Below are 23,262 nucleotides of genomic sequence, written 5' to 3'. Positions count from 1 at the left end.
TCGTTGTGATGCGTCAGCAAACATGGGTGTTTATTTGTAAAGGCTTCTACTCAAGAGAGTCATTCCTGCGAGACCAAAGGTATTGTGCCAATTCCATCAATATCAACATTTAATGCTGAAAATTCATTGCGGGCATTATCCATTCCCATAACCTGATGCAGTGCGTCATCATAAACTCCGGTCACAGGAATCACCCAAACCTGATTATCAGCAGAACATAATACCGCCTGCTTATATTTTACAGGAGTATCCTTCAAGCGACGTACTCCCACCATCATACTTTTCAGTTCACTTTCTTCCTTATCAGCCATGGCACCTGACATATTTGTGGAAAGTTTTTTAAAAAAAGATGCAAAGTCTCCCAGGATAATTGCATCTTCTTTTTCTATTTTGTTTAACACCTTTGAAGGGATTTTATAAACATTGTTAATCATGTCAGCCGGCATTGCAAAAAGTCTTTCATCAAGAGTAAAGCATCTGACAAAATTATCTTTTATCTTATCTTCTTCACTATCTTTTGATTCATCAGCTTCCAGGTTCCATCCATCACCATCAGAAGAAAGTTCTTCAGAAGAGTCCGTCAAAGTTCCATCGTTATTATAAGCCACTTGTGATTCAGATGACTTTTTGTTCAAAACCCCATTAACAGCAGCAGTATCTTCATATACTACTTCTTTATCGTCAACATTGTTTCGATTCTTGTCACCTGCAAGCGGTTCCACATCATTTTCAGAAGCATATTCAATATCATCAACAGTAATTTCATCATACTCAATATCATCTATGGACAATACATCAACAGATGAAACACTATCTGCACTGCCTTCAAAAGTTTCCTGATCATAAGTCTCAGAAGCAAGCCCAATCTCATTCACAGCCGAAGATTTTTGTGCCAATGTTTTGTCAGGTGCAGCCTCGTCAAACTTAACAGAGTCAGGGTCAACCTCATCAAACTGAACTGAATCAGGGTCAACTTCATCAAACTGAACTGAATCAGGATCAACCTCATCAAACTGAACTGAGTCAGGGTCAACTTCATCAAACTGAACTGAATCAGGGTCAACTTCATCAAACTGAACTGAATCAGGGTCAACTTCGTCAAACTGAACTGAGTCAGGGTCAACTTCGTCAAACTGAACTGAATCAGGGTAAACTTCGCCCAACTGGACTGAGTCAGGGTCAACCTCATCAAACTGGACTGAATCTGAAGCCAACTCATTAAACTGCGTATCCTCCGGCGCCATTCTTTCCAGATCCTGTGAATCAAACAGAGTCTCATCAGAAGAGATTTCTTCAAAATCAACCTGGTCAGGAGAAACTTCATGGAAATTATTATCCTCTTGACCAGTGGTACCAAGAGCAGGTGCAGCACTTGTTTTCGATAGAGTGGTATCAGCAATCTCAATATCATCAACAACAGTTGCAAAATCCATTTCGTCCAGATCAAGCTCATGGGATGCATCAGACTTAGACGGTTCTGAAGGGCCAGCATGGAGTGAAGCACTCTTAGATATTGATGCAACAGACTCAAGGAGCTCTTCAATCCTGGACTCCAGAGCCTCTATTTTATCTTCCAGAGCCTGCCTCTGCTTCTGCTCAGTAGCAAAAAGTTGTTTTAATTTTTCATTAGAAGATTCAATAGCTTGAACTCTGTTTTCATATTCCAGAAACTTTTCATCAATTCCTCTTATAATTGATGATTCATCAGTGAGTTTATTGGAGACAGCAACAGCGGGCTCTGAAACAGTCTCAACTGGCAAATGTGAAGATGGCTGGCTTTTATCAAGGTGTGAAGGCTTAGATGCTTTTTCCTGTCTCTCATCAACAGTAATCTGATTTTCAGCATTAAAACGGGCTATCCTTTTTTTCAGCGCCAGAACTTTATTATAAGTTGCCTTTTTCTCAAGCCTAATGGTCTCATCATCCAGATCATTCAGTTGAATATCTTTAAATGTTTTAACCACTGCTTCCAGCACATGATGGGTTTCAGGAAGAGTCTTTTCCCTGGCTTTCATGATATACCGGACAATGCTTGATATCATTTTCAGGATATCCTGGCTGTGCCTGTCGCTGTATTGTGATGAGATTTCAGTTAAAAAGTCATTGAATCTATTAACCTCTTTGTCGGAATATTCCCACTCCATGGCCAGCATGTATTCTTCTATACGATCAAGGTCACTTGGCAACTCCTTCTCTACCTCTGCCTCTCCGCCAAACAGATCATCGTCATCTTCATCATCGTCAGTGAAAAGAGCATCAATTGCCATAAAAGCGTCACTCGTTAATTTTTCAACATCTATTCCATCATCTGTCATATCAATCACTCAACTAAATTTTAAGGTTAAATAAATAGCCTTCAAGCCTTTTTTAGCGATGGTCTATTCAGGAGACTTTTGCAGATTCCATCACATATTGTCTTTTATGAATTCCAGCATGGCTTTCTGAAACTGGCTCTTCTCTGCGGCTGTGTGTATTTCAGTTGCAACCTTTTCCACAAGGCTGTAGAGATATTTTGACGGGAAATTATCCCTTGACGCTTTAAATTCACCAACAGCATCATCTATAACAATATCTGCAATGGGACCAATGGCCCTTGATAGTTCCTTTGTAATTTTATCCCAGAAAACAGCCATATTTTCCATTGATTTTTCTTCAGTTGCTTCAGAAGATTTTGCCTGAACATCATCATCTGTCTGGGTTTGTAATAACTTAAGTATCTTTTTCTTCTGAAGGCTGGAGAGGGCTTGCTTTATCTCATCGAAATCAATGTTCATTCTAAGCTTCAGCTCTATAACCATCTTGTTAAAATCAGAAAATTTCGAAAACATAACAACAATTGCCCATTCAGAAGAGGTCAATGTTATGTTCTTTTCTGCAGATGGTATTAATTCGATTCTGTATTTAATCATAAATACTGCTCCTTACCAGTCAAAAATTGATGAAAAAAACCTTCGATACTTACCTTGAACCTGAAACCCCTCAACAAAATCAGAAATCTCCATTTTTATCTGGGCAACACTTGTACCCCTCAAGCACTGAAAAATAAAAACAATACCGTCTTTCAGAAGAATATAAAGTATAGTACCATTAGCGTTTAACGCAAAATAATAACCATCAGACTTCCCTGCCGTTTTAATACCCTCAATAAGATCATTATAAAAAAGCTCTTGATAATATCTGCTATTATCTTTTTTATCCTTAAAAAAAAAGGAGGTTTTATCTTTATAATGAATTACAAGTGTTTCAATATAAGAGTGACTGTTGACAAATTTTTCAGGATCTTTTTTAATTTCTGACTTCATAGGCAACCAGTATATCAGTAAAGTTATTCTTAATTGATTTAATACCATCCTTAGGCAGATTAGCCCTCTTGGCTATGAGATTAACCAAAGCATCCAGGGCATTTGCCGCAACAGAAGTATCAACTTTTTCCCACAAATCTACCCTTGCATCCAGATAGTTAAACTCCCCTGCAAAGGGATTCAGAAAATCAAACTCTGCACTCAACTCCATGGCACAATTTCGCCAGATGGAGTCAAACTCAATAGAGCCTATCTCCTTCTCAAGCATCTGTAAAATTTTTTCATAACAGGAAATAACATCGCGTCTCCCAACATCTTTTTTCTTAACTGAAGAAGATGCCTCATTTTTTGGGGAAGACGCTTCTGAAAATTTCGATGACGGTTTTTCTGCAACCCCTGGAGATGAGGCATCAACATGCTTTAAGCTTGCTTCATTTACATTGTTCAACCCTGGAAGATCGGCGCTTTCACTCTTTTCAGTTGCAGCACTGGAAGAAGAGAAACTGTAGATATTAACTGTAGTTCCGTTAAGCGCTTTATGGACATCTGATCTATCAAGATTTTTTTCAAAAAAGCCATCCTGGTGTCTGACATTAAGATAACCAAGAATCTTGCCATTAAAAAAATAGATGTAAGTTTTTTTTGCACCGGTTTTTAATGCTTCAAGAAATCCAGTTATCTTTTTTGTCTCGAACTGTCCAAGCAATCCGGCAAGAGTCGAAGCATCAATGGCAATATTTTTATTTATAATATCAGAAGTATGAATCCTTGAAAAATAGTCAGCATAACTTGCAGGACATCTGTAAGTTGAAATGGAAAAAGAGCTGCTGAAACGATTCACAATGTTGTCAGGATTAACAGCTACTGCTCGGCCATCCTGAAAAGAAAGGCAGGGCATCTTTTTATCAGGTTTTATAAAATAAAAAAATTGCAGATCCTGACTGTAAAGATGCGCATAGCCGCTGAATGAAATCCTATTCAGATGCTTTATATATTTGTCAAAAGAGATATAACTTGAATGCAGAGCTGCGTGATAACAGTCAAACTTGGGAATCATTGCAGCATTCCTTTATCTTTTAAATGAATTAATATATAATCAGTAACAATATTCCCTTTAAAAACAATAATAATCCTGGCATTAATATTCTTGTCAAGATAGACAACCCGGAACTTATCACTGTCAAAAGACTCAAAATAGTGTACGTGATATAGATTCAAAGCTACAAACACAGGATCATCATACTCAAATATATCAATTGATTCCACAGAGTACTTTCCTGGAAATGTATTTTGTAATTTGTTCATATATGCCGTACATTCATCCTGATGCCTGGTGCAGTCAATAATTAGAAAATCCGTATCGACATCAATATTTTTTTCTCCGATTTCTGCATCTTTGTTGTAGAGGAATTCAATCTCTTTAAGCAGGCTGATCTGCCTTAGAGCCTCTATTCCTTTCATGCCTATGAAATCGGCATAAACAATATTCCCACTTTCAAAGCCGATGCGTCCACAAAACTTGCCTTTAATGGAAAAATCAAGAGCACCAGCACTATTTTCACCTGAACAAATTTGGATAAGTCCTGCCAGCGAAAATGTTTTTAATGTTCCAGTCAACATAATATTACATCTCTTCACATTGATAAAATTTTATAGTTTCCATCTGAAGTTACGGCACTATCTCCTACAGTAGAGGCATTAACAGGCTCTGTATATTCAATATAATCAACAAATAAAATATAAAAATCACTATCTTTTCGTCTCACAACAGCAAAATGTTTGTCTTCTCTATTTTCCAGGGAGGAACTGGAATTTATAAGCATTTGCTTTTTTTCTATGTGATGCCCTTCCATCTGTTTAAGAATATTCTTTTTGTTAAATGAAAAAAGTTTATGCCTGGGAATTAACTGAGAGCCCAGAAACTTTGCAGAAACCGGTTTGTCAAATTTGAATATTTCAACAATGGAGTCATATTTTATGGCACATTGATTATTTTCAATCTCAATTAGCAAATATTGCGTCAAGGCAGCAGATGTTGAAGTGTTGGTTTTTGGCACAGAGGTACTTTGAGATCTTGATGGTAGAGAAGTTCCCTGGGATTGTGAGGGCACGGTTGAAGGTCTTACCCTCTTTGTGACTCTTCTCTCAGGAGCTTCGTTGGGTCTGTTAGAGGTTTGAGGATGTTCGATTTTGTTTAAAGAGTTTGAGGAGGCAGATGAAGAGTCTTCAATATCAAAAAGATCATTGTCATCATCAGAGCTGTTTTCCGGCCTAAACTCCTGGCGCCTCTTGAAAGCTGCGGCCTCAATTTTATTCAAACTTCTCTGGTTCTCTTCAATCTTAATATTAATCTCATACAATTGCTTATGTATAATATTATCAACATAGGCCTGAATTGCATTGATATTAAACTGCCTGCTATGTTCAGAATAGTTTGCATCCTTTAAAATCTTTTCCAGAAATTTCACTTTAGTGACTTTATGCATTGCCGGATTATTAAAAAAATCTCCTTCTTTAAGAATCATCAATGTAACTTTTTTTAAAGACTCATTAATTTCAAAACATGAAATTGCATTACTAAGTACCGTTATCAGTTTCTGCTCAAAGGCATCGTCAGGTTCCATGGCAGCAATCTGCTTACTTGCTTCACTCACAACAGAAGAGTGATCTGTAAGGTATGATTTTAGAGTTTGTAGAATTAGATTATAATCCATTTATCACCTGCTATTTGCCAGCCAGCTTCTGTCTGCTCAGTATAGTTTTCTGAATAACAGATTTAACTGTCTGTTTTGAAATATAATTAACAGTTTTAATAACATTCATACCACTGACAGCACTGGATGGAAAAGCTTTTACCTTTAACTCTGAATTCAGGGCTCTCTCCATGTCACTGATGGAAGCCAAAGGGATCATCTGCTCATTAATATCTTGTTTATTCCATTGAAAAGCAAGCTGAATATCGCTAAGAGCCTGCTGGTGATACTGAAGATTACTTTTTAAATTTTCAAAGGATTCAAGATTGGCATCCTGCCTTGAAGCAAGGGAATCAGCAACAAAAACAACCCCATCAACCCCTTTTAAAACCAGCCTTCGGGTAGCTTCATATTTTACCTGGCCTGGAGTAGTATATAGTTTGAGTTTTAAATCAAACCCGTTTATCTTGCCAAGGCTTACAGGGAAAAAATCAAAAAAAAGCGTTCTGTCACCCTTGGTATCAATAGAAACAAGTTTGCTGGTTTTCTGTTTCTTGTTCTGCTGAAGTTTATTGTGGATATATTCAAGATTTGTGGTTTTGCCACTTCGTCCAGGACCATAATAAACAATCTTAATCTGTATTGTCTTATCTTTCAAATTTACGATAGCCATTATCAAAATCCAAATGAAAAAAGTCCGGTTCAAGATTTTTTGAGCATAACATCCTGAAATTATTAATAGCAGGTTTATAGCATCAAGTACTTTGCTCAACAGTCGTAAATTCTCTTAATCACCACTACAAAATCGTATTTCACAAGTGATTTTTAATCATTTCAGTGGTAAACAGAGGAGCTTACAAATATTGAACAGTTTATGATTTCAAGCAGTATCTGAACACATGCGATTTCCCGAAATAAACGGCGATTTTACATAGCTTTTGTTCATCAAAAAGCAACTTATATCTGGAAAGGTATAGAGACAGGGTCATATTTTACTTCCAGGTTCAAACTTGATGAAGCATTAAAAATTCGACTTCATGATTTTTCAAGCCATAACCTTCTGAAATGATTAATAGTGAGCTTGGTATTCTGGACTTTTTACGAGACCATCAAACTTAAGATACTAACAAAAAATCAACAAAAGATTGGTTACTGTTAGTAAGAACCATGGAAGTAGTAATAAATCTACATGACAACCGAGATATTCTCAAAAAATGTTAATTATTTTGAGGTCATGAAAAATGTGCCTCTTTTAAGAGTTCAGTTTAAATGTCTTATATAACGTACATGGCTGATGACAGCCACAATCGAAGAGATGAAAGTTGTTTTAAAAACAGGCTGTTACCGAGACTTTCATATAAACGCACATGATGTAACGTACATGAAGGATGAGCGCCACAATCGAAGAGATGAAAGTCGTTGTATGTTACTTAGACATTCATATAAAAGGCAATCAACTCTCAATCAGAGCAGTTATCTGATCTTGGAGACCATTGATTTTAAGCCTCAATAGCCCCAATGAGAGAAACGGTTTAAAAAGTACAATCATCAATACATCAGGAGTAATCTTTGCAAAATGAACATTTTCATTGTTCCCCCTGTGAAACAGCAATGAAAAGTTATCCTCTTTAATTAGATTTGCTATCTCTTTAGTTGTCGCATAGTTTGCAGCCGAAAGGGCAGCCAGTGTATCTACATCAAAGTCTTCTTCACCAGCAGAAAAAAGAGGGTTGCCGCCCATATCAGTAATCAGAGCATAGGTAGCTCCGGACTCATCAATGAAATTTTGCAAAACAATCTCGACTTTGGCGACAATATCTTCTCTTATTACAGTATCCATAGTATTCCTTCTCAATCCTCAAAAAAATAAAGCCTACTGCCTTTGTCATTAGTTAGTTGCAGGTTAGGTAATTGCCAAACCTGTTTTGAACTGTGCGAAAGCAGATTAACAGTGTATTAATACTATATAACGTACATGGCTGATGACCGCCACAATCGAAGAGATGAAAGTTGTGTTAAAAACAGGCTGATACCGAGACTTTCATATAACGGCCATGGCGGCATTACCGCCACAATCGAATGGATGAAAATCCTCAAACTGCGGGGACTTTCATATACCCCCCCATGTTTGGTGACGCATCACAACTAAAGATGAAAGTCGTTGTATATCAGCATGTTATGGAGACTTTCTAATAAACGCAAATGGCGGATACCGGTCACAATCAATTAGCAGGAGATATACTCATACTCGTCTTCTGCAAGATACCAATTATCTTTTCCTCAACTGCTTGATGGCAAATGCCATACTTACCTTCATCCTTGCAAAAGCCTCGGCAAGAACACCTATCTCATCTTTGGACTCTATTGGAATCTCAAGATCAAGATTTCCCACACTTATACGATTTGCAGCGTCGGTCAACCGAGCAATGGGCCTTAGAATCATTCTGTTCAATACAACAGATACGGCCAGGGCAACAGCTATCAAAAGTAATAGAGATGTTATTAAAATCTGATACATAGATTGTACAAACTGTTCTCGTACAAATTCCTGGGTAAAAAAGACTTCTACGCTACCGATCTGTTTCCCATCTTTCATGATGGTCTCATTGGCTGAAATTAATAGTTCTCCAGCAACCTGCGAATCGTTTGGAACCAATTGCCACTGAGCATTACGGCGATAGCCCAGATAAATCTTCTTTCCGCTTCTGTCCACAAGATTAATTGCATAAATATCTCTGTCTATCATCTCTGATTTCAAAGATTCAGATAAGATTTCATCATCCAGCGACCAAAATGCCTCAACAAGATAGACAGAGAGTCGTTTAGCAACATTGACAGATGTAGTCTTAAGGTCTAACTCCACCTTCTGCTCCTCAGTCATATATGTAATCACAGTAAATGTACTCATAATCACAATAATCAGGGAAACAACAACAGAGTTAACCTTGACCTGCAGGCTGTTTAGCCAAGTCACCTGTAACATTTCACGTGTTGGTTCTTTTTGTTTTTCAGGAGGAGATAAAGACGAGGGTTTTGGAATATACTGATCAAGGTTATTGACACTTCCACAATCTTTACAGGTAAATCTTGCATTCTCTGATTTTATTATTGCAGGATCAAGTCTGTATTTTTTACCACACGACCCACATGAAACATCTATCATTCCTAAATCTCCTTAAAATATCATGATTCATCCAAATATATTCCTGTACCTAACCCACACCATAAATACTTAGAATTGATTTTTAATAACTTACCCATTCACCTCGCCCCCACAGCCACATTTTACATACTTGGGAGGGGCAGTTTAGGTAAGTTAATTAAACCCAATTACTTAGCTCTTAATTCTCAATAACGTACATGGCGGGTTTCTGCCACATTCGAAGAGTTGAAAGTCTCTTTTAAAACAACCACTTACGGAGACTTTAAAATATTGTCCATAATACAGATTCATAAGCTTAAATATCAAAAATTATCTGCTATCAAAACCTATATTGCTTGTCAACAATAAAATTCGGATTAAAAAACCTCTGTTTTTTAAATACAAATCAACCAGAATGTTTTAAAAAAGTTACCCCCATGGTTTCTGGCCCTGTATTGATTCCTATGGAAGGCCCGAAATAGGTAACATAAATCTTTCGACACCTGAATGTTGCATTAAAAGTCGAAATCAAATTCTGAACATAAGTTTTATCTTGTGCGTGGGAAAGGGCAAGGGTAACTGGCTCTGTGCCAATATCGTTTTTCAATGTCTCAATAAGAGCAAGCAGAAGATTTTTCTGCTTGCCAAACAACTTTGTCTTGACAACAAGTTTGCCACCATCAATTCCAAGCACTGGCCTGACACCTATTGCAGAAGCCAGAAAAGCTTTCATTCCACCAATTCTTTTACTTTTTTTGAGGTACTTCAAGGTAGGTATTGCCATATAGGTGGAAACAGCTCCAGCAGATTTATTAATGTGTGCAACAAGCCCCTCAAAAGTCTCACCCTCAACCATTTTTTTTGCAGCTTCAATAACAATCAATCCAAGTCCCATTCCACACTGTTTTGTGTCAATAATTTCGATTCTGCATTTATGCTTGTCTTTAAAATCATTGTGAACATTGAGAATATTTTCATATGTTTTGCTCAGTAAACTTGAACAGAGAACAAAGAGTATCTCATCATATTTCTGGGTCAGTTGCAGATATGTCAATGCAAACTCTTCATAAGGCACAGCAGCCGTTGACATCGTTGAAAATGTGTCATATCGCTCATAAAAATCCTCAATTTTTATATCTATTCTATCTTTAAAAACTTCTCCATCAAGAATAAGCTTTACAGGTAAAACCAGAACCCTCAGCTCGTCAATTATTTCCTGGGACAGATCTGAGGTACTATCAGTGACAATCAGACGTTTCACAAGCACTCCTTTTACCGTAAAAATGACTATCATTTTTATATTTAGGGGGTGATTGATACGCAATCAATCATGCCTGTTTATATATGCTATATGCAACTCAAATATTATTGTATCGAAATTCGGCACCCTTCATAATTATTCAAAAAGCACGTTATTACTTACACTTTTCAGGTTGTTATCCAGATGTTTCAGAACTTAGCGCTCTTCGGGCGGGCTTTTCCATAATCAAACTGCTTTTGTAGGATAAAAATGGAAATTCCTATACTATGAACTTATAACTGACGAGAGCTGAAAATCTGTGACCGACCCTCCAGAAATGTTTGACGGAGAAGTCGTTTATCAGATTTCAATGAATTTGGGACACCACCTTATATTTAGCTTTGACAAAGCACTGCACTATAAATAAAAGCGGGCTACACTGTGTCACATGTGAAATAATCAAAAAAAGGTAGGGCTTTCTGAATGGGAGAGCTAAAAGTGACAGATATCAGAACTATCCCAAATCAAAGCTCACTTACAGCTATATTTCTGATAATGCATTATCTCTAATATATCAAGAAGAATATTATTTTTATTACAAACCATATTAATCTTTTTTTGATAAACCGTTGATTTTATTGACTTCAAAAAATCTGCACAAATCAGAAGAACAAGAGAATAGCTTAACAATTACAATATGTTATAAAAATTTTTTCCAATTTTAGGTAAAGAAAAGACGAAATCAGAATCATGTTATTTTTTTCCTTTATTAATTGACACTTTCCAATTAATCAATTAAAGCAATATAGATCAGTACTAAAAAATCAAATTTTTAACATGCCAATACCGGAGCAGACGAGTTAAAAATGCCAATACCCAACTTACTGACCAAATTAATTGTTAATATTAATCGACTTTCCTATGAGAAGCAGGAAGAACTGTATAAAATATCAGAGGGGTGGCTTACACAGACGCCGGTTCAAGAAGATCAGAGTGTTGCTGAAGCTAAAAAACCTGACACAGACACTGTCCCAGAAGTTACAGTATTTGAAGAGAGAGCATACGAAAGAAAAGATGTCATGGTTCCCATCGAATTTGTAGGAGGTGGAAACCTTTACAAGGAGATAACAAAGGATATCAGTGCTGGGGGATTGTTTATAAAGACAAACAAACAGGGGAAATTTAACGTTGGACAAAAAGTTTCCATGGTTTTTTTGATAAATGACGACAAAAAACCCTTTAAACTATCCGGCACAATAATAAGAATTGAATCAGATGGCGTAGCTGTACAGTTTCGCGACCTATCAGCATTTGAATGTGTTGCCATTGAAGAAGAGCTGAGTAGCATGAAAGGTAATAGCTTATCATAAGGGACTCAGCAGAGTCTGCTTTACCCAAACAGTGTTTTTAATTGAACCTGCTGTTTTATTTTTAAAATACCAGGTTCAATAATTTCAACAAGTTACATTTCACAGACACACTTGTTATAAATATGCTTCCCATCTTTCGTAATCTTTTACTCCCCGCTTTACAATTTCCGGAATGCATGGCTGTTTTTCAGGAATTTTAATCCAAAAAGTATAATTATGAGGACATATTCATGGAAGTACTATTTTCCGCTTACCCTGATCTTTATGCTGTCGATAATAAAACGCAACATGCCCTATTAATCCGGCGAGATGAGAATCTGTCTTCTCAGCGATATCCAGGGCCATCATGCTTTTGATCTTGCGTTCCTTGAAATCAACAAATTTAACTTTAATCAACTCACAAGCCTCAAGAGCATCATTGATCTCATTAATCAGAGAATCCGTTATTCCCTTATGCCCTACAAATGCGGCAGGATTATAGTTATGAGCAAGTCCTCTCAGGTACTTCCTCTGGGCACCTTTCAGAAACACAATATTTTCCCTTTCCAAAATCATATTTTTTTACCAAATTGACGAATCTCCTGAAGTGAAGGAAATCAAAATATCCCTGCATCGTCATTAAAACGGTTAGGCGTGTCTGCATTGCAAAGAATCTATTGACACCCATTATTCTGTTATTCTATACTCGTCATATTAAAGATCAGGCATATCAATAACAGCTCCAATTTATACAACAAACAGTGAAATTTTACATTCCTTTATAAAACAGGCAATTAACCAATATCTATTTACCGTTGGTGTTTTATAATAAAACAACAGGATTTAATCAACATAATTAATCCATTGATTGATTTTTGTGGCATCAATCTACCGATACTGTTAATATTTTGAATTTTGCAGTCTTCTTTTGGGAAAAAGTGTAGATATTCAAAACCACATCCTCAATTTTTAATGATCTCAAAAGATGAACTCATTTTTCTTGTATTAACTATCAAATTTGTAAACCCCAAAAAAACAGATGTCACTTTTATTATTGACTTTTAACCGCATCAAGGAGGTGCCATTGAAAAACAACGATTTGTTGCAGGATAAGCAACTGCCAAGCACAGGCATATCCAGACGTTCCTTTCTAAAAGGCCTGACTGGAACTGCAGCAGGCATTGGTCTTTCACAGATTTTCAACCCTGCTCTTATTTCCGCCTTGGAAAAAGGTCTTGAAAATCACCCTGTGCTATGGATACAGGGACAAGGATGTACAGGCTGTTCAGTATCGCTTCTTAACAGCGTTGAACCAACAATAAAGACTATTCTGCTGGATATCATAAGCTTACAATACCATCCCACTGTAATGGCTTGCGAAGGTGAGACAGCTCTTGAAAATATGTATCGCGTCGCAAAAGAGTATAAAGGCAAATTTTCACTTGTAGTGGAAGGTTCCATACCTTTGGCAGCCAACGGTAAATACTGCATATGCGGTGAAATGAATCACAAAGAGATCACAATGCTGGATTTGACAAAGGAGCTTGGGGAGATGGCAGGAAGCGTTCTTGCTGTGGGTACCTGCGCTGCTTATGGTGGTATTCCGGCTGCTGAAGGCAACCTGACCCAGGCCACTGGAGTCACAGGGGTCTTTGAAAAATTTGAAATCAAAACTCCTGTGGTAAATATTCCGGGCTGCCCTCCTCATCCTGACTGGATTGTAGGCTCAATAGCTCATCTTCTCACCAAAGGAATTCCAGAGCTTGACGAAAATGGACGTCCTCTACTCTTCTTTGGAGAAAACATCCATGAAAATTGTCCCTATCTGGAATATTTTGACGAGGATATCTACAGCAAGACATTTACAATGAAAAAAGGATGTAGAATGGAAATAGGCTGTAAAGGCCCTGACACATATGCTGACTGCTTTAGAAGAAAATGGAACAGCGGAATGAACTGGTGTGTTGAAAATGCAGTATGTATAGGCTGCGTTGAGCCTGGATTCCCTGATTCATCTTCTCCTTTCTATGAAAGTGCATAACGTTGATTCCATCTGTTAATCTAAAATAGAAGCATTTTGAAAGAGTTGATAAAATTTAGTCTGACTCTGACAAAAGCTGTGCAGAAATTCATCCAAAAGCTTTTTACTGAATTGTTTTTACACTTATACTTACGTATTATGCTCCATATATAGCATAACACATACATATAGCATGATACAACAAACGCAATAAAAACAATCGTAAAAACATTTACAGACAAAACTGCTTTGATCATTGTAAGAGAACCCTTTTCTATAAGGAGAACTATATGTCAGGTTGTACCCCACAAGCTGTACCTGTGGCCACAGCAGCTACAGGGAAAAAAATAAAGGTTGCCATTGATCCGGTTACCAGGATTGAAGGCCACCTTAAAGTTGAAGTGGAAGTAGATGGCGGCAAAGTCGTGGATGCAAAATGCTCCGGCGGCATGTTCAGGGGTTTTGAAACCATCCTGAAAGGCAGAGACCCCAGAGATGCCTCCCAGATTGTCCAGAGAATATGTGGCGTATGCCCCACCGCCCATGCAACGGCCTCAAGCCTTGCACTGGATGATGCATTCAATGTAAAACTGACTGACAACGGCAGAATAGCCCGCAATCTTATTCTTGGCGCAAACTATCTGCAATCCCACATTCTCCATTTTTATCACCTTGCTGCACTGGACTACGTAAACGGCCCGGATGTGGCACCTTTTATTCCAAGATACAAAAAAAATGATATACGTCTGGATAAAGCCACCAATGACATAGGTGTAGGACAATACCTTGAGGCTCTGGAAATCCGCAAAGTATGCCACGAAATGGTAGCTCTTCTTGGCGGCAAAATGCCCCATGTACAGGGTATTGTGGTTGGCGGTACCACTGAAATTCCAACCCGCGAAAAACTAAATGCCTATGCTGAAAGATTCAAAATTGTAAGAAAATTTGTGGAAGAAAAATACCTTCCCCTGGTCTATCTGCTTGCTGGCCCATATGGAGACCTGCTGAAAACCGGCTCAGGCCACAAAAACTGCATCGCATTTGGCGTATTTCCCATGGATAACAGCGGCACAAATACCCTGCTCAAAGCCGGAGCATATACAGATGGCAAAGACTCCACATTTGATCCTGCAAAAATCAAAGAGTATGTAAAATACTCATTCTTTGATGATGCAACCACAGGACTTCCCCCAAATCAGGGCAAAACAGTTCCGGATCCTGAAAAAGCTGGTGCATACAGTTTTATCAAAGCCCCACGATATGATGGCAAACCACATGAAGGTGGCCCTCTTGCCAGAATGTGGGTCACAAATCCAGAGTTGTCCAAAACTGGCCAGAATGCCCTTGGAGTTAAAAAGATGCGTGACATAGGAGATGCAGCTTTTTCAATTTTGGGCAGACATGTGGCAAGGGCAGAAGAGACACTTATGGTTGCACAGGCTGTTGAACAGTGGCTCTCCGAGGCTAAGCCAGGAGCAGAAACCTTTGTTCCTGCGCCAATTCCAGAAAGCGCAGAAGGACTTGGACTCACAGAAGCCCCCCGTGGTGCACTTCTTCACTACATTGACATAAAAAACAGTGTGATCAGTAACTACCAGATCACATCAGCAACAATATGGAATGCCAACCCAATGGATGACATGGGGCAAAGAGGCCCGATAGAGCAGGCCCTTATAGGCGTTCCTGTACCTGATGTTGAGAATCCTGTTAATGTGGGAAGGCTCATACGATCCTTTGACCCCTGACTGGGCTGTGCCGTGCACGTGCTGCACGCAGAAACCGGCAGAAGAAACATCGTTGAACTGCCACTGTAAGAGTCAAAGAGAGTAAAATAAAAAATAGTGCTCTGGGGGATAATTTAGCTGTGTCCCACAGAGCACAAAAATTAAGGTGTTGTAAAAAACCTGTTGTTCCATTGGATAAAAAACCAAACACAGGTTTAGAATACCACCCAAAATAGGCATCCTTCATTTCCCACTTTACACTTCTTGGAAACAGGATTCCCGATTTTCGGGAGCATCCTCAAAAAAGTGTAAACTACTTTGGCGGCTATTAGAAGGATGCCCCAAAATAATGGTGTTTCTCTATATGAAAAAATTACTCGTGCTTGGGGTAGGAAATATCCTGATGATGGACGAGGGTATAGGTGTCCATGCTCTCCACGAACTTCTGAAGGAAAAAGACCAATGGCCGGATGAGTCCATTGATCTTGTTGACGGCGGAACATTCACACAGGATATATTCTATCTTTTTGTTGAGTACGAAAAAATTTTGGTTCTGGATATCGTCAAGGGCGGCAACACTCCGGGTACGATCTACCGTCTGACAGAAAGTGATCTCCGACAGAATGAGAAACAGACTCTTTCCCTTCATGACATTGATCTTCTTGATTCCCTTGGCATGGCAAAAATGATATCAGGCAAAGCTCCAGAACTTCATGTACTCGGAATTGAACCTGAAAAAATCAACTGGGATATGAAGCTCACCCCAACCCTTGAGACGATTTTTCCTGAATATGTTAAACTTGCACGTCAGGAAATCAATACCCTTCTATCAAATTAACAGTCAGGATAAGGAATGAGTACGGAATAACTTTCCCATTCTGATTTACACTAAGCTGGCGAGACGTCCGTGCTCCCAGAAATAAATGGGCACGTTATTTAAAACCCATTCCTAACCAACATTAACAGGATGAGGCAGGATTATTTTTCCTGAGCATCCTTTTCATCCTGGTTATCCTGATTCAGACAAATTCAACAATTGGTTAAAAAGCAATAAGATGTCGATTTTGAGCCAATAGAACATCAGTATTTATTAGCCTTTGAAAAGCCTTTTCCAAGCACATTAAAAGTATTTTCGGTAATAAGAAATGAATCAGGGTCAATGGAGAAAACCATCTCTTCAACCCGCTTCAGTTGATAATTGTGAACGATGGTAAGTATTATTTTTTTATCCTCACCACTGTAGGCTCCGGTACCATGCAGAAATGTTGCCCCACGACCAAGACGATCATTTATCAGTTTTGCGATTTCGTCATTCTTCCTTGAGATAATAAGAATCATCTTTCTCTGATTAAACATTGTCAATGTGTGGTCAAGCACCTGGGATGTCACAAAACTTAAGGCTATGGAATAGAGCACCAAATCAGTATCAAGGGTACCAAAACTAAAAACAAACAAGAGCATATTAAAGGCAAAAAGAAATGTACCTATTCTTATGCCAAATTTTTGATTCAAAAAAATTGAAACAATATCCATTCCTCCCAGGGATCCCAGGGAATGAAGTGCAATACCAGCTCCTGCCCCCATTATTGCCCCTCCTGCAAGAATCGCAAGAAAGGAGTCATTTATTTCAAACCCGATATTAAGCAGCTGAAGGGATAGTGAAAATGCAATCATCCCATACAGGCTGTAAAAGAAAAACCTTCTGCTTATAAAAACCCATCCCAGAATAAATACCGGAATATTTATGATAAAATACCACATAGCAGGAGAGAGCGTACCTGTAAGGTAATAAATCAGCAGACATACACCTGATAAACCTCCGGTTACGAACCCCTTTGGAATAACAATGGAATTAAGTCCTATGGCACAGACAACTGATCCTGCGGACAAAAGCAGAAGATTCCAGAAAACCGAAGATATCAAATGTTTTTTTTCAGCACTCATTTTTTTAACCCTTTTGAAAGGCTGGTTAAGTTGATGATACCTTTTCCAGAGGAACAGGCATCACTCTTTCCCGCGTAAAAAAAAGCTGCCTATATCGTTATATGAGTTTCAAAGTCAAGTTTTTTCGCCCCTTCTATCATATTTTTTTGATAATCTCTCAAAAATTCAGTGCATACTGCTATAGCATACTGCATATCCCCACAAAAGTACTTTACAATATTTTTGAGGGAACACCCTGAAAACGTAGTTTTATTTCAGAAAGTGTAAAGTTATTATGAAGCATGCCAAATTCCGGGATAACTCTTTTTTTGTGTCAGATACGGCATCTTTCATTTGCCAGTTTACATTTTCCTGAACACAATGCCGGTTTTTCTGGTAGCCTGTTCCGGAAAGTGTAAAGTACTTTATGCATGATATGAAGGATGCGCAGGATACCACAGTTTTACCATATCTGTTCAACAGATTCTCGGAAGCTGCTCTCCTGTCAACATATCAACAACTCTTGCCCCGCCAATAACAGTCTCAAGGATAACTGAACCTTTAGAATAATTGGCCCCGGAAAGAGATACTAAGCAAGATGCATCCTCAATGCTGTAAACTTCACCAATTACAGATGCATCCCTTCCTGATTCATGGGAACGGACAACTCTGAGAACATCCTCTGCCACCTCGGGAGAAACAATTGCCAGAAGCTTGCCCTCATTGGCAACATATAGAGGATCAAAGCCAAGAAGCTCGCATGTTCCCCTCACAGCATCCTTGACAGGAATGGCCTCCTCCTTGATTCTTATCGTTACATTAGATTGGGATGCAATTTCATTTAAAGTTGTGGCAACACCTCCACGGGTGGGATCACGAAGCACATGAACTGTTCCATAAGGTACTGCATTAAGAATGGATTTTACCATTCCGTTTAATGGAGCACTGTCACTTTGTACACCCGGTGATATGCCAAGCCCCTCTCTGGAGCTCAATATTGTAATCCCATGATCGGCAATGGTTCCGCTTACAATCACTTTGTCTCCAGGGCTTGCATTGCTTCCGGACAAATTTATCCCTTCCGGAATTATACCCACACCTGAAGTATTGATAAATATCTTGTCCACCTTACCCCTTGGCAACACCTTTGTGTCTCCTGTGACAACCATAACCCCTGCCCTTTTTGCTGCCTCTCCCATACTTTCAAGAATCCGACTCAATTCAGCTTTTGCAAAGCCCTCCTCAAGAATCAAAGCAACGCTTATATATAAAGGGTCTCCGCCGCACATGGAAATATCATTTACCGTGCCATTAACTGCCAGATCTCCAATGTTGCCCCCTGGAAAAAAAATTGGGTCAACAACATAGGAATCTGTTGAAAAAGAGACCCTGATACCGCTTAAATCCAGAACAGCACTGTCATCCATTTTTGCAAGCAGCGGATTATCAAACAAAGGAAGAATCATCTTTGTCAGCATTGAATGGGCAATTTTTCCACCACTGCCGTGATCCAGTAATACATTTTTATCATCCATATCAAAAAAACCTTCTAAATATCTATAATCAAATCATATGAGCAGTGAACTTCGCGCCCTTTGGGGGTGTTTTTTCCATAAGCACCTGCTTTTACAAGAGACAAAATGGACATGTTTTTACAGGATAGAAAATGAAAATTCTTATGAGATCTTTCATATCAACTCAAAATTAGTTTACACTTTTCGAAAAATTCTGAACCATGATTAAAGGATTTAAGGATTAACACAATTAAAAATCAAGGTAATCCCTTAATCATTAAAATCATGGTTCAAAAAAAGTGTAAACCGACAAAGGAAAGATGCCATTCTTATACCATATATTTATAATGAGCTGCACATGCCCCCTCACTTGAAACCATACAGGGACCAACCGGATGAACAGGAGTGCATTTTTTTCCGTACAACGCACACTGCAATGGTGTTTTTAATCCCATGAGAATTTCTCCACAGGCACACCCCGCTGGCTCCGGAGTTTCCACAGGTGAAATATCAAATTTTTTCAATGCATCGAAGTGTATGTATTTTTCTTTTAATACCATTCCACTCAAGGGAATTGTTCCAATCCCCCTCCATACTGCATCCACTGTATCAAAAACCTGTGCCATCATCTGACGGGCCTTTGGGTTGCCTTCCTTTGAAACTGCCCTTTCATAGGCATTCTCAAGCAGGGGATATCCAGAGTGATTTTGCAACACCAGCATATAAATCCCCCTTAAAATATCCACAGGCTCAAAGCCGGCTATTACAGAAGGTACCTGATAGCGCTGGAAAACCTCCTTGTAACCATCAGTACCTGTTATGACAGAAACGTGACCAGGCAGAAGAAACCCGTCAATGGATACTTCCGGAGTTTCCATAAGTGCAGCAAGCGCCGGTGGTGTTATTTTATGGGCACAATGTATGGAAAAATTTTCTATCTGCTGCTCGTCTGCCATTAAAATGGCCGCAGCCACTGTGGGGATTGTTGTTTCAAAGCCAACGGCACAAAAAACAATCTCCCTGTCAGGGTTCTGCTGTGCTGTTTTCAGAGCATCAAAAACGGAATAGACAATCCTGACTTCTCGGCCACCGGCCTTTTCCTGCTGAAGAGAGGATGATCTTCCCGGAACCCTCATAAGATCTCCAAATGTTGTAACAATAACATTTTTTTGAAGAGCCAACTCAACAAAGGCGTCAATATCCTGTTGAGCGGTAACACACACAGGACATCCAGGACCGGAGAGAAGCTCGATCCCCCGAGGCAGCACGCTTGGTATCCCATGCCGGAAAATGGACATTGTGTGGGTGCCGCAAACCTCCATCAATCTTAAACGGCGTTTCTTCCTTACAGGCTTCTGCACATGATCTTTGGGATTATCTGGCAGAGATTCAACTTTTAAAGGTTCCCCTTCCATCCACGCCCCTTTGACCCCGTGAATTGCTGCAATCAATTGCTTTGCAAGCGAACCATCCCTATATTCATGAACAAATTTAAGTGACATTTTCCTTTCCTTCTCTCATTGGTTAACCAGAGCATCTGCGGCAATGATCTGCCCCAATGCAATTCCACCATCCCCGCAAGGCACTTTTTTGTGTGTATAAACTCTCATCTTCTCCTTTTCAAGGAACCCTACCATGCCAGAGAGTATAAAAGTATTGTGAAACACACCTCCGCTGAGAACAACCTTATTTACCCCTGTTTCATGACGAATTCTGAGAACAGATGCAACAAATAAATCTATTATTGTCATGTGAAATCTTGTAGCTATCTGGTAACGGGGTTTTCCTTCAAGAATATCCATAATAATGGCTTTAACAAGAGGTAGAGTATTAATCTGAAACATCATACCAAAACTCTCCGAAAGCATATTGTGATTAGCAACGGCATCATGATTTTTATTATCGTGAAGAACTTTTTCCTGGAAAGCCCCTTCACTTTTTCCATGGTTGAAAGAGTTCCTTGAACAAGGGGACAAATGGCTATTACTATCAATAATTTCAAATGGATATGAAGGATATAATTTTTCATTGATCGTCGCACTGTGTGATTCCAGAGCCATTGCTGCCTGCCCCTCAAATGAGACCTTCTGACAAAGTAAAAGAAGTGATGCCACAGCGTCAAACAAACGGCCACAACTTGAAGTCAAAGGGGTATTGAGCTTTTTTTTAATCATCTGAATAATAAATTTAATCTTGTTATTATCAACTTTTTGAAGAAAGGGAATTTCAAGAAAAAAAAGATCATCACCAAATGCAGCGTAAAGATATGATATAGCCATGCGCCATGGCTCATGTACGGCAGCATCTCCTCCAGGCATTGGCAAATATGCAAGATGGGCTTTTCTCTGAAAGCCACCTCTGCTGCACAAAAGCACTTCTCCACCCCATATGTGCCTGTCTGTTCCAAGTCCTGTACCATCAAGGGTAACAGCAATCACCTCTCCTTCCAAACCATTTTCCGCCATGCAGGACAATGCATGTGCATGGTGGTGCTGTACAGCGGCAATCCGAACCTTGTTTTCCTGTTGAATATATTCATAGTAGTTCTTTGCAAACTTGGTGCTCATATACCCGGGATGAAGATCATGAATAATAATCTCAGGCTCAATATCAAGTATCTGCTTCAAATGGACAATGCTTTTTCTGTAAAATGCAAAAACTTTTTCGTTATCAAGATCTCCAATGTGGGGACTGAGAAATGCCCTCTCTCCTTCTGCAAGACAGATCGTACTTTTCAGACCGCCCCCACATGCAAGTACAGGTTTTAAAACAGGCGTTTTCAAATAAATTGGAAGTGGTGCATATCCCCTTGAACGTCTTATAAAACGTGATTGTCCACACTGCCTCTGCATGATGGAATCATCTGCCCGAAAATAGATATCACGATTATGGAGCAAAAAACCGTCTGCAATATGGGAAAATGCATCAAGAGCATCCTGGTTGTCAATGGAGAGAGGTTCTCCACTTCTGTTACCGCTTGTCATCACCAAAATTGAGGGTGACTTGTCGAGTAAAAGAGCATGAAGTGGCGTATATGGCAACATTATACCAATATATGCATTGTCCGGTGCTATTTCCTGCTGTGCTGAGATGATTTTCTCATAAAAAGTTTGTCCGAAATCAATATATTCAAATGGAGTATTTTGACACATATCAAGTGATGAGTGCAGAGATTGCGTCTGACATGGAAAATGTTGCAATTGACATGGCTGTTGGTAGCAATGATTCTGAGCCTGAACCACATTTTTCCTCAGCAACAGTATGGGACGGGCATGGGATTCCAGTATGGTTTTATCTTCAGAAGATATTTGAACAAGCCTGGAAGCAGTTTCAACAGATTTCACCATAAGGGCAAATGGTTTGTGTGGCCGTTTCTTGCGAAGTCGCAATGTGGCAACCGCTTCAGGATTAAGGGCATCCACAGCAAGATGAAATCCACCAAGACCTTTAAGAGCAAGAATCTTTCCTTCTGTTAAAAGCTTTGCAGCATCATCAATGGCCCTTTCGCCATGACTACCCGAAGAAGTTTTACTGACAGAAGAGCTTTCCATAAAAAAGACATGTGGCCCACATTCATGACAGGCATTGGGCTGTGCATGAAAGCGCCTGTCCATGGGATCATCATACTCTTCCTGGCAACGCTGACACATGGGAAAGAGATTCATTGATGTTTTTGCTCTGTCATAGGGGATATCCTTGATAATGGTATAACGAGGACCGCAGTTGGTGCAGTTGATAAAAGGATAAGCAAAACGCCTGTCATCAGGGTTATTCATCTCTTTGAGGCAATCAGAGCAGATGGATACATCTGGTGAAATCAGGGCAGATTTTGAGGAACTCTTTTCTGAGTCTTCTGGTGTCAGTGTAATAACAAAGCCCTTATAACCTGAAAAGCCAATGGAGGTCTCTTTAATGTCAAAAATAGTTGAGAGCGGTGGTTTTCGGAGAATCATCTCCTTAAGAAACTTCTCAATCTTTTTTTCAATGCCTTCAAGAATCAGTGTAACTCCATGGGCAGTATTAAAAACCTCTCCGTTCAATTTATGACCATGAGCCATCCGAAAAAGAAAAGGACGAAATCCCACCCCCTGAACAACTCCGCTGATGTCAATTTGCTTTGTAACCACCTGATTTATATCTGGATTATAATTTATATCTGGATTATCTATGACGAACCTCTACTATAGTATTCCAGATAATTAAATTGATAATGGAAAGGTCTAACTATCTGTTATCTGGATTCATTTTTTTGACCAAAAAATAAAATGATTTTCTGGAAAGCTATATTACAGAATGCTTTGTCAAAGCAAAAACTCAGGGGAATCAATTTCAAAAGTCAAATGAAACGCTCTCCA

The 23,262-nt window shown here is 39.0% G+C and carries 19 protein-coding genes; 4 read left to right on the top strand and 15 right to left on the bottom strand.

Annotated features, from left to right (window positions below; all coding sequences use genetic code 11):
* Positions 1-59 precede the first annotated feature (59 nt).
* The 10 genes from MTBBW1_RS29785 to MTBBW1_RS22890 form a co-directional block, all read right to left on the bottom strand.
* Positions 60-2,315 (bottom strand): hypothetical protein, encoded by a 2,256-nt coding sequence (locus tag MTBBW1_RS29785; RefSeq protein WP_080807820.1) that lies wholly within the window; start codon positions 2,313-2,315, stop codon positions 60-62.
* Positions 2,316-2,405: 90 nt separating this feature from the next.
* Positions 2,406-2,909, bottom strand: coding sequence for a DUF8082 domain-containing protein (locus MTBBW1_RS22930; RefSeq protein ID WP_080807817.1), 504 nt, complete (start codon positions 2,907-2,909; stop codon positions 2,406-2,408).
* 12 nt (positions 2,910-2,921) lie between these two features.
* The gene (locus tag MTBBW1_RS22925; protein ID WP_080807812.1) at positions 2,922-3,302 is read right to left on the bottom strand and encodes a hypothetical protein; all 381 of its coding nucleotides are present in this window, start codon (positions 3,300-3,302) and stop codon (positions 2,922-2,924) included.
* Positions 3,286-4,359, bottom strand: coding sequence for a hypothetical protein (locus MTBBW1_RS22920; RefSeq protein ID WP_080807807.1), 1,074 nt, complete (start codon positions 4,357-4,359; stop codon positions 3,286-3,288). The genes MTBBW1_RS22925 and MTBBW1_RS22920 overlap by 17 nt, the downstream gene beginning before the upstream one ends.
* Positions 4,356-4,922, bottom strand: a complete 567-nt coding sequence (locus MTBBW1_RS22915) for a DUF4388 domain-containing protein (RefSeq protein ID WP_080807804.1) — start codon at positions 4,920-4,922, stop codon at positions 4,356-4,358. Before MTBBW1_RS22915 ends, MTBBW1_RS22920 begins: the two co-directional genes overlap by 4 nt.
* A 14-nt stretch (positions 4,923-4,936) precedes the next feature.
* Entirely contained in the window at positions 4,937-6,016 is a 1,080-nt protein-coding gene (locus tag MTBBW1_RS22910; RefSeq protein WP_080807801.1) for a hypothetical protein, read from the bottom strand.
* Between the two features lie 10 nt (positions 6,017-6,026).
* Positions 6,027-6,668 (bottom strand): GTP-binding protein, encoded by a 642-nt coding sequence (locus MTBBW1_RS22905; protein ID WP_080807799.1) that lies wholly within the window; start codon positions 6,666-6,668, stop codon positions 6,027-6,029.
* Between the two features lie 780 nt (positions 6,669-7,448).
* The gene (locus MTBBW1_RS22900; protein WP_080807797.1) at positions 7,449-7,835 is read right to left on the bottom strand and encodes a roadblock/LC7 domain-containing protein; all 387 of its coding nucleotides are present in this window, start codon (positions 7,833-7,835) and stop codon (positions 7,449-7,451) included.
* 429 nt (positions 7,836-8,264) lie between these two features.
* Entirely contained in the window at positions 8,265-9,158 is an 894-nt protein-coding gene (locus MTBBW1_RS22895; protein ID WP_080807796.1) for a HAMP domain-containing protein, read from the bottom strand.
* A 385-nt stretch (positions 9,159-9,543) separates the two neighbouring features.
* On the bottom strand, positions 9,544-10,398 hold the full coding sequence (locus MTBBW1_RS22890; protein WP_186441652.1) for a DegV family protein: 855 nt from the start codon (positions 10,396-10,398) through the stop codon (positions 9,544-9,546).
* 845 nt (positions 10,399-11,243) lie between these two features.
* On the opposite strand from MTBBW1_RS22890, the gene MTBBW1_RS22885 reads away from it, so the two are divergent.
* Entirely contained in the window at positions 11,244-11,747 is a 504-nt protein-coding gene (locus MTBBW1_RS22885; RefSeq protein ID WP_080807790.1) for a PilZ domain-containing protein, read from the top strand.
* 228 nt (positions 11,748-11,975) lie between these two features.
* On the opposite strand, the gene MTBBW1_RS22880 is transcribed toward MTBBW1_RS22885, so the two are convergent.
* Positions 11,976-12,296, bottom strand: a complete 321-nt coding sequence (locus MTBBW1_RS22880) for a YhbY family RNA-binding protein (protein ID WP_245809529.1) — start codon at positions 12,294-12,296, stop codon at positions 11,976-11,978.
* A 514-nt stretch (positions 12,297-12,810) separates the two neighbouring features.
* Here MTBBW1_RS22880 and hysB point away from each other — a divergent pair.
* From hysB to hysD, 3 genes are all read left to right on the top strand, one after another.
* Positions 12,811-13,767, top strand: coding sequence for a hydrogenase small subunit (hysB, locus tag MTBBW1_RS22875; RefSeq protein WP_483863766.1), 957 nt, complete (start codon positions 12,811-12,813; stop codon positions 13,765-13,767).
* Positions 13,768-14,036: 269 nt separating this feature from the next.
* Positions 14,037-15,560, top strand: a complete 1,524-nt coding sequence (gene hysA / locus MTBBW1_RS22870) for a NiFeSe hydrogenase large subunit HysA (RefSeq protein WP_080807777.1) — start codon at positions 14,037-14,039, stop codon at positions 15,558-15,560.
* Between the two features lie 274 nt (positions 15,561-15,834).
* A complete protein-coding gene (gene hysD / locus MTBBW1_RS22865) occupies positions 15,835-16,308 on the top strand; it encodes a NiFeSe hydrogenase maturation protease (protein ID WP_080807916.1) in 474 nt (157 codons plus the stop codon).
* Positions 16,309-16,550: 242 nt separating this feature from the next.
* Here hysD and MTBBW1_RS22860 read toward each other — a convergent pair whose 3' ends face one another.
* From MTBBW1_RS22860 to MTBBW1_RS22840, 4 genes are all read right to left on the bottom strand, one after another.
* Positions 16,551-17,414: a YitT family protein gene (locus MTBBW1_RS22860; RefSeq protein WP_080807773.1), complete on the bottom strand. Its 864-nt coding sequence runs from the start codon at positions 17,412-17,414 to the stop codon at positions 16,551-16,553.
* Between the two features lie 455 nt (positions 17,415-17,869).
* On the bottom strand, positions 17,870-18,928 hold the full coding sequence (gene hypE, locus MTBBW1_RS22850; protein ID WP_080807767.1) for a hydrogenase expression/formation protein HypE: 1,059 nt from the start codon (positions 18,926-18,928) through the stop codon (positions 17,870-17,872).
* 308 nt (positions 18,929-19,236) lie between these two features.
* Complete coding sequence (hypD, locus tag MTBBW1_RS22845) at positions 19,237-20,409, bottom strand: hydrogenase formation protein HypD (protein WP_080807765.1); 1,173 nt, start codon at positions 20,407-20,409, stop codon at positions 19,237-19,239.
* A gap of 15 nt (positions 20,410-20,424) precedes the next feature.
* Complete coding sequence (locus MTBBW1_RS22840; RefSeq protein WP_080807762.1) at positions 20,425-23,034, bottom strand: carbamoyltransferase HypF; 2,610 nt, start codon at positions 23,032-23,034, stop codon at positions 20,425-20,427.
* Between the last annotated feature and the right edge of the window lie 228 nt (positions 23,035-23,262).

It is taken from the genome of Desulfamplus magnetovallimortis (genome assembly GCF_900170035.1).
GTDB classification, from domain to species: domain Bacteria; phylum Desulfobacterota; class Desulfobacteria; order Desulfobacterales; family Desulfobacteraceae; genus Desulfamplus; species Desulfamplus magnetovallimortis.
The sequence above is the reverse complement of the archived record's forward strand: the minus strand, read 5'-3'. Positions and strand labels throughout refer to the sequence as shown.

What these genes read in the sequence shown, in the direction of transcription:
- MTBBW1_RS29785 (WP_080807820.1), bottom strand. Translation starts at nt 2,315, where the DNA reads ATGACAGATGATGGAATAGATGTTGAAAAATTAACGAGTGACGCTTTT.
- MTBBW1_RS22930 (WP_080807817.1), bottom strand. Translation starts at nt 2,909, where the DNA reads ATGATTAAATACAGAATCGAATTAATACCATCTGCAGAAAAGAACATA.
- MTBBW1_RS22925 (WP_080807812.1), bottom strand. Translation starts at nt 3,302, where the DNA reads ATGAAGTCAGAAATTAAAAAAGATCCTGAAAAATTTGTCAACAGTCAC.
- MTBBW1_RS22920 (WP_080807807.1), bottom strand. Translation starts at nt 4,359, where the DNA reads ATGATTCCCAAGTTTGACTGTTATCACGCAGCTCTGCATTCAAGTTAT.
- MTBBW1_RS22915 (WP_080807804.1), bottom strand. Translation starts at nt 4,922, where the DNA reads ATGTTGACTGGAACATTAAAAACATTTTCGCTGGCAGGACTTATCCAA.
- MTBBW1_RS22910 (WP_080807801.1), bottom strand. Translation starts at nt 6,016, where the DNA reads ATGGATTATAATCTAATTCTACAAACTCTAAAATCATACCTTACAGAT.
- MTBBW1_RS22905 (WP_080807799.1), bottom strand. Translation starts at nt 6,668, where the DNA reads ATGGCTATCGTAAATTTGAAAGATAAGACAATACAGATTAAGATTGTT.
- MTBBW1_RS22900 (WP_080807797.1), bottom strand. Translation starts at nt 7,835, where the DNA reads ATGGATACTGTAATAAGAGAAGATATTGTCGCCAAAGTCGAGATTGTT.
- MTBBW1_RS22895 (WP_080807796.1), bottom strand. Translation starts at nt 9,158, where the DNA reads ATGATAGATGTTTCATGTGGGTCGTGTGGTAAAAAATACAGACTTGAT.
- MTBBW1_RS22885 (WP_080807790.1), top strand. Translation starts at nt 11,244, where the DNA reads ATGCCAATACCCAACTTACTGACCAAATTAATTGTTAATATTAATCGA.
- hysD (WP_080807916.1), top strand. Translation starts at nt 15,835, where the DNA reads ATGAAAAAATTACTCGTGCTTGGGGTAGGAAATATCCTGATGATGGAC.
- MTBBW1_RS22860 (WP_080807773.1), bottom strand. Translation starts at nt 17,414, where the DNA reads ATGAGTGCTGAAAAAAAACATTTGATATCTTCGGTTTTCTGGAATCTT.
- hypE (WP_080807767.1), bottom strand. Translation starts at nt 18,928, where the DNA reads ATGGATGATAAAAATGTATTACTGGATCACGGCAGTGGTGGAAAAATT.
- hypD (WP_080807765.1), bottom strand. Translation starts at nt 20,409, where the DNA reads ATGTCACTTAAATTTGTTCATGAATATAGGGATGGTTCGCTTGCAAAG.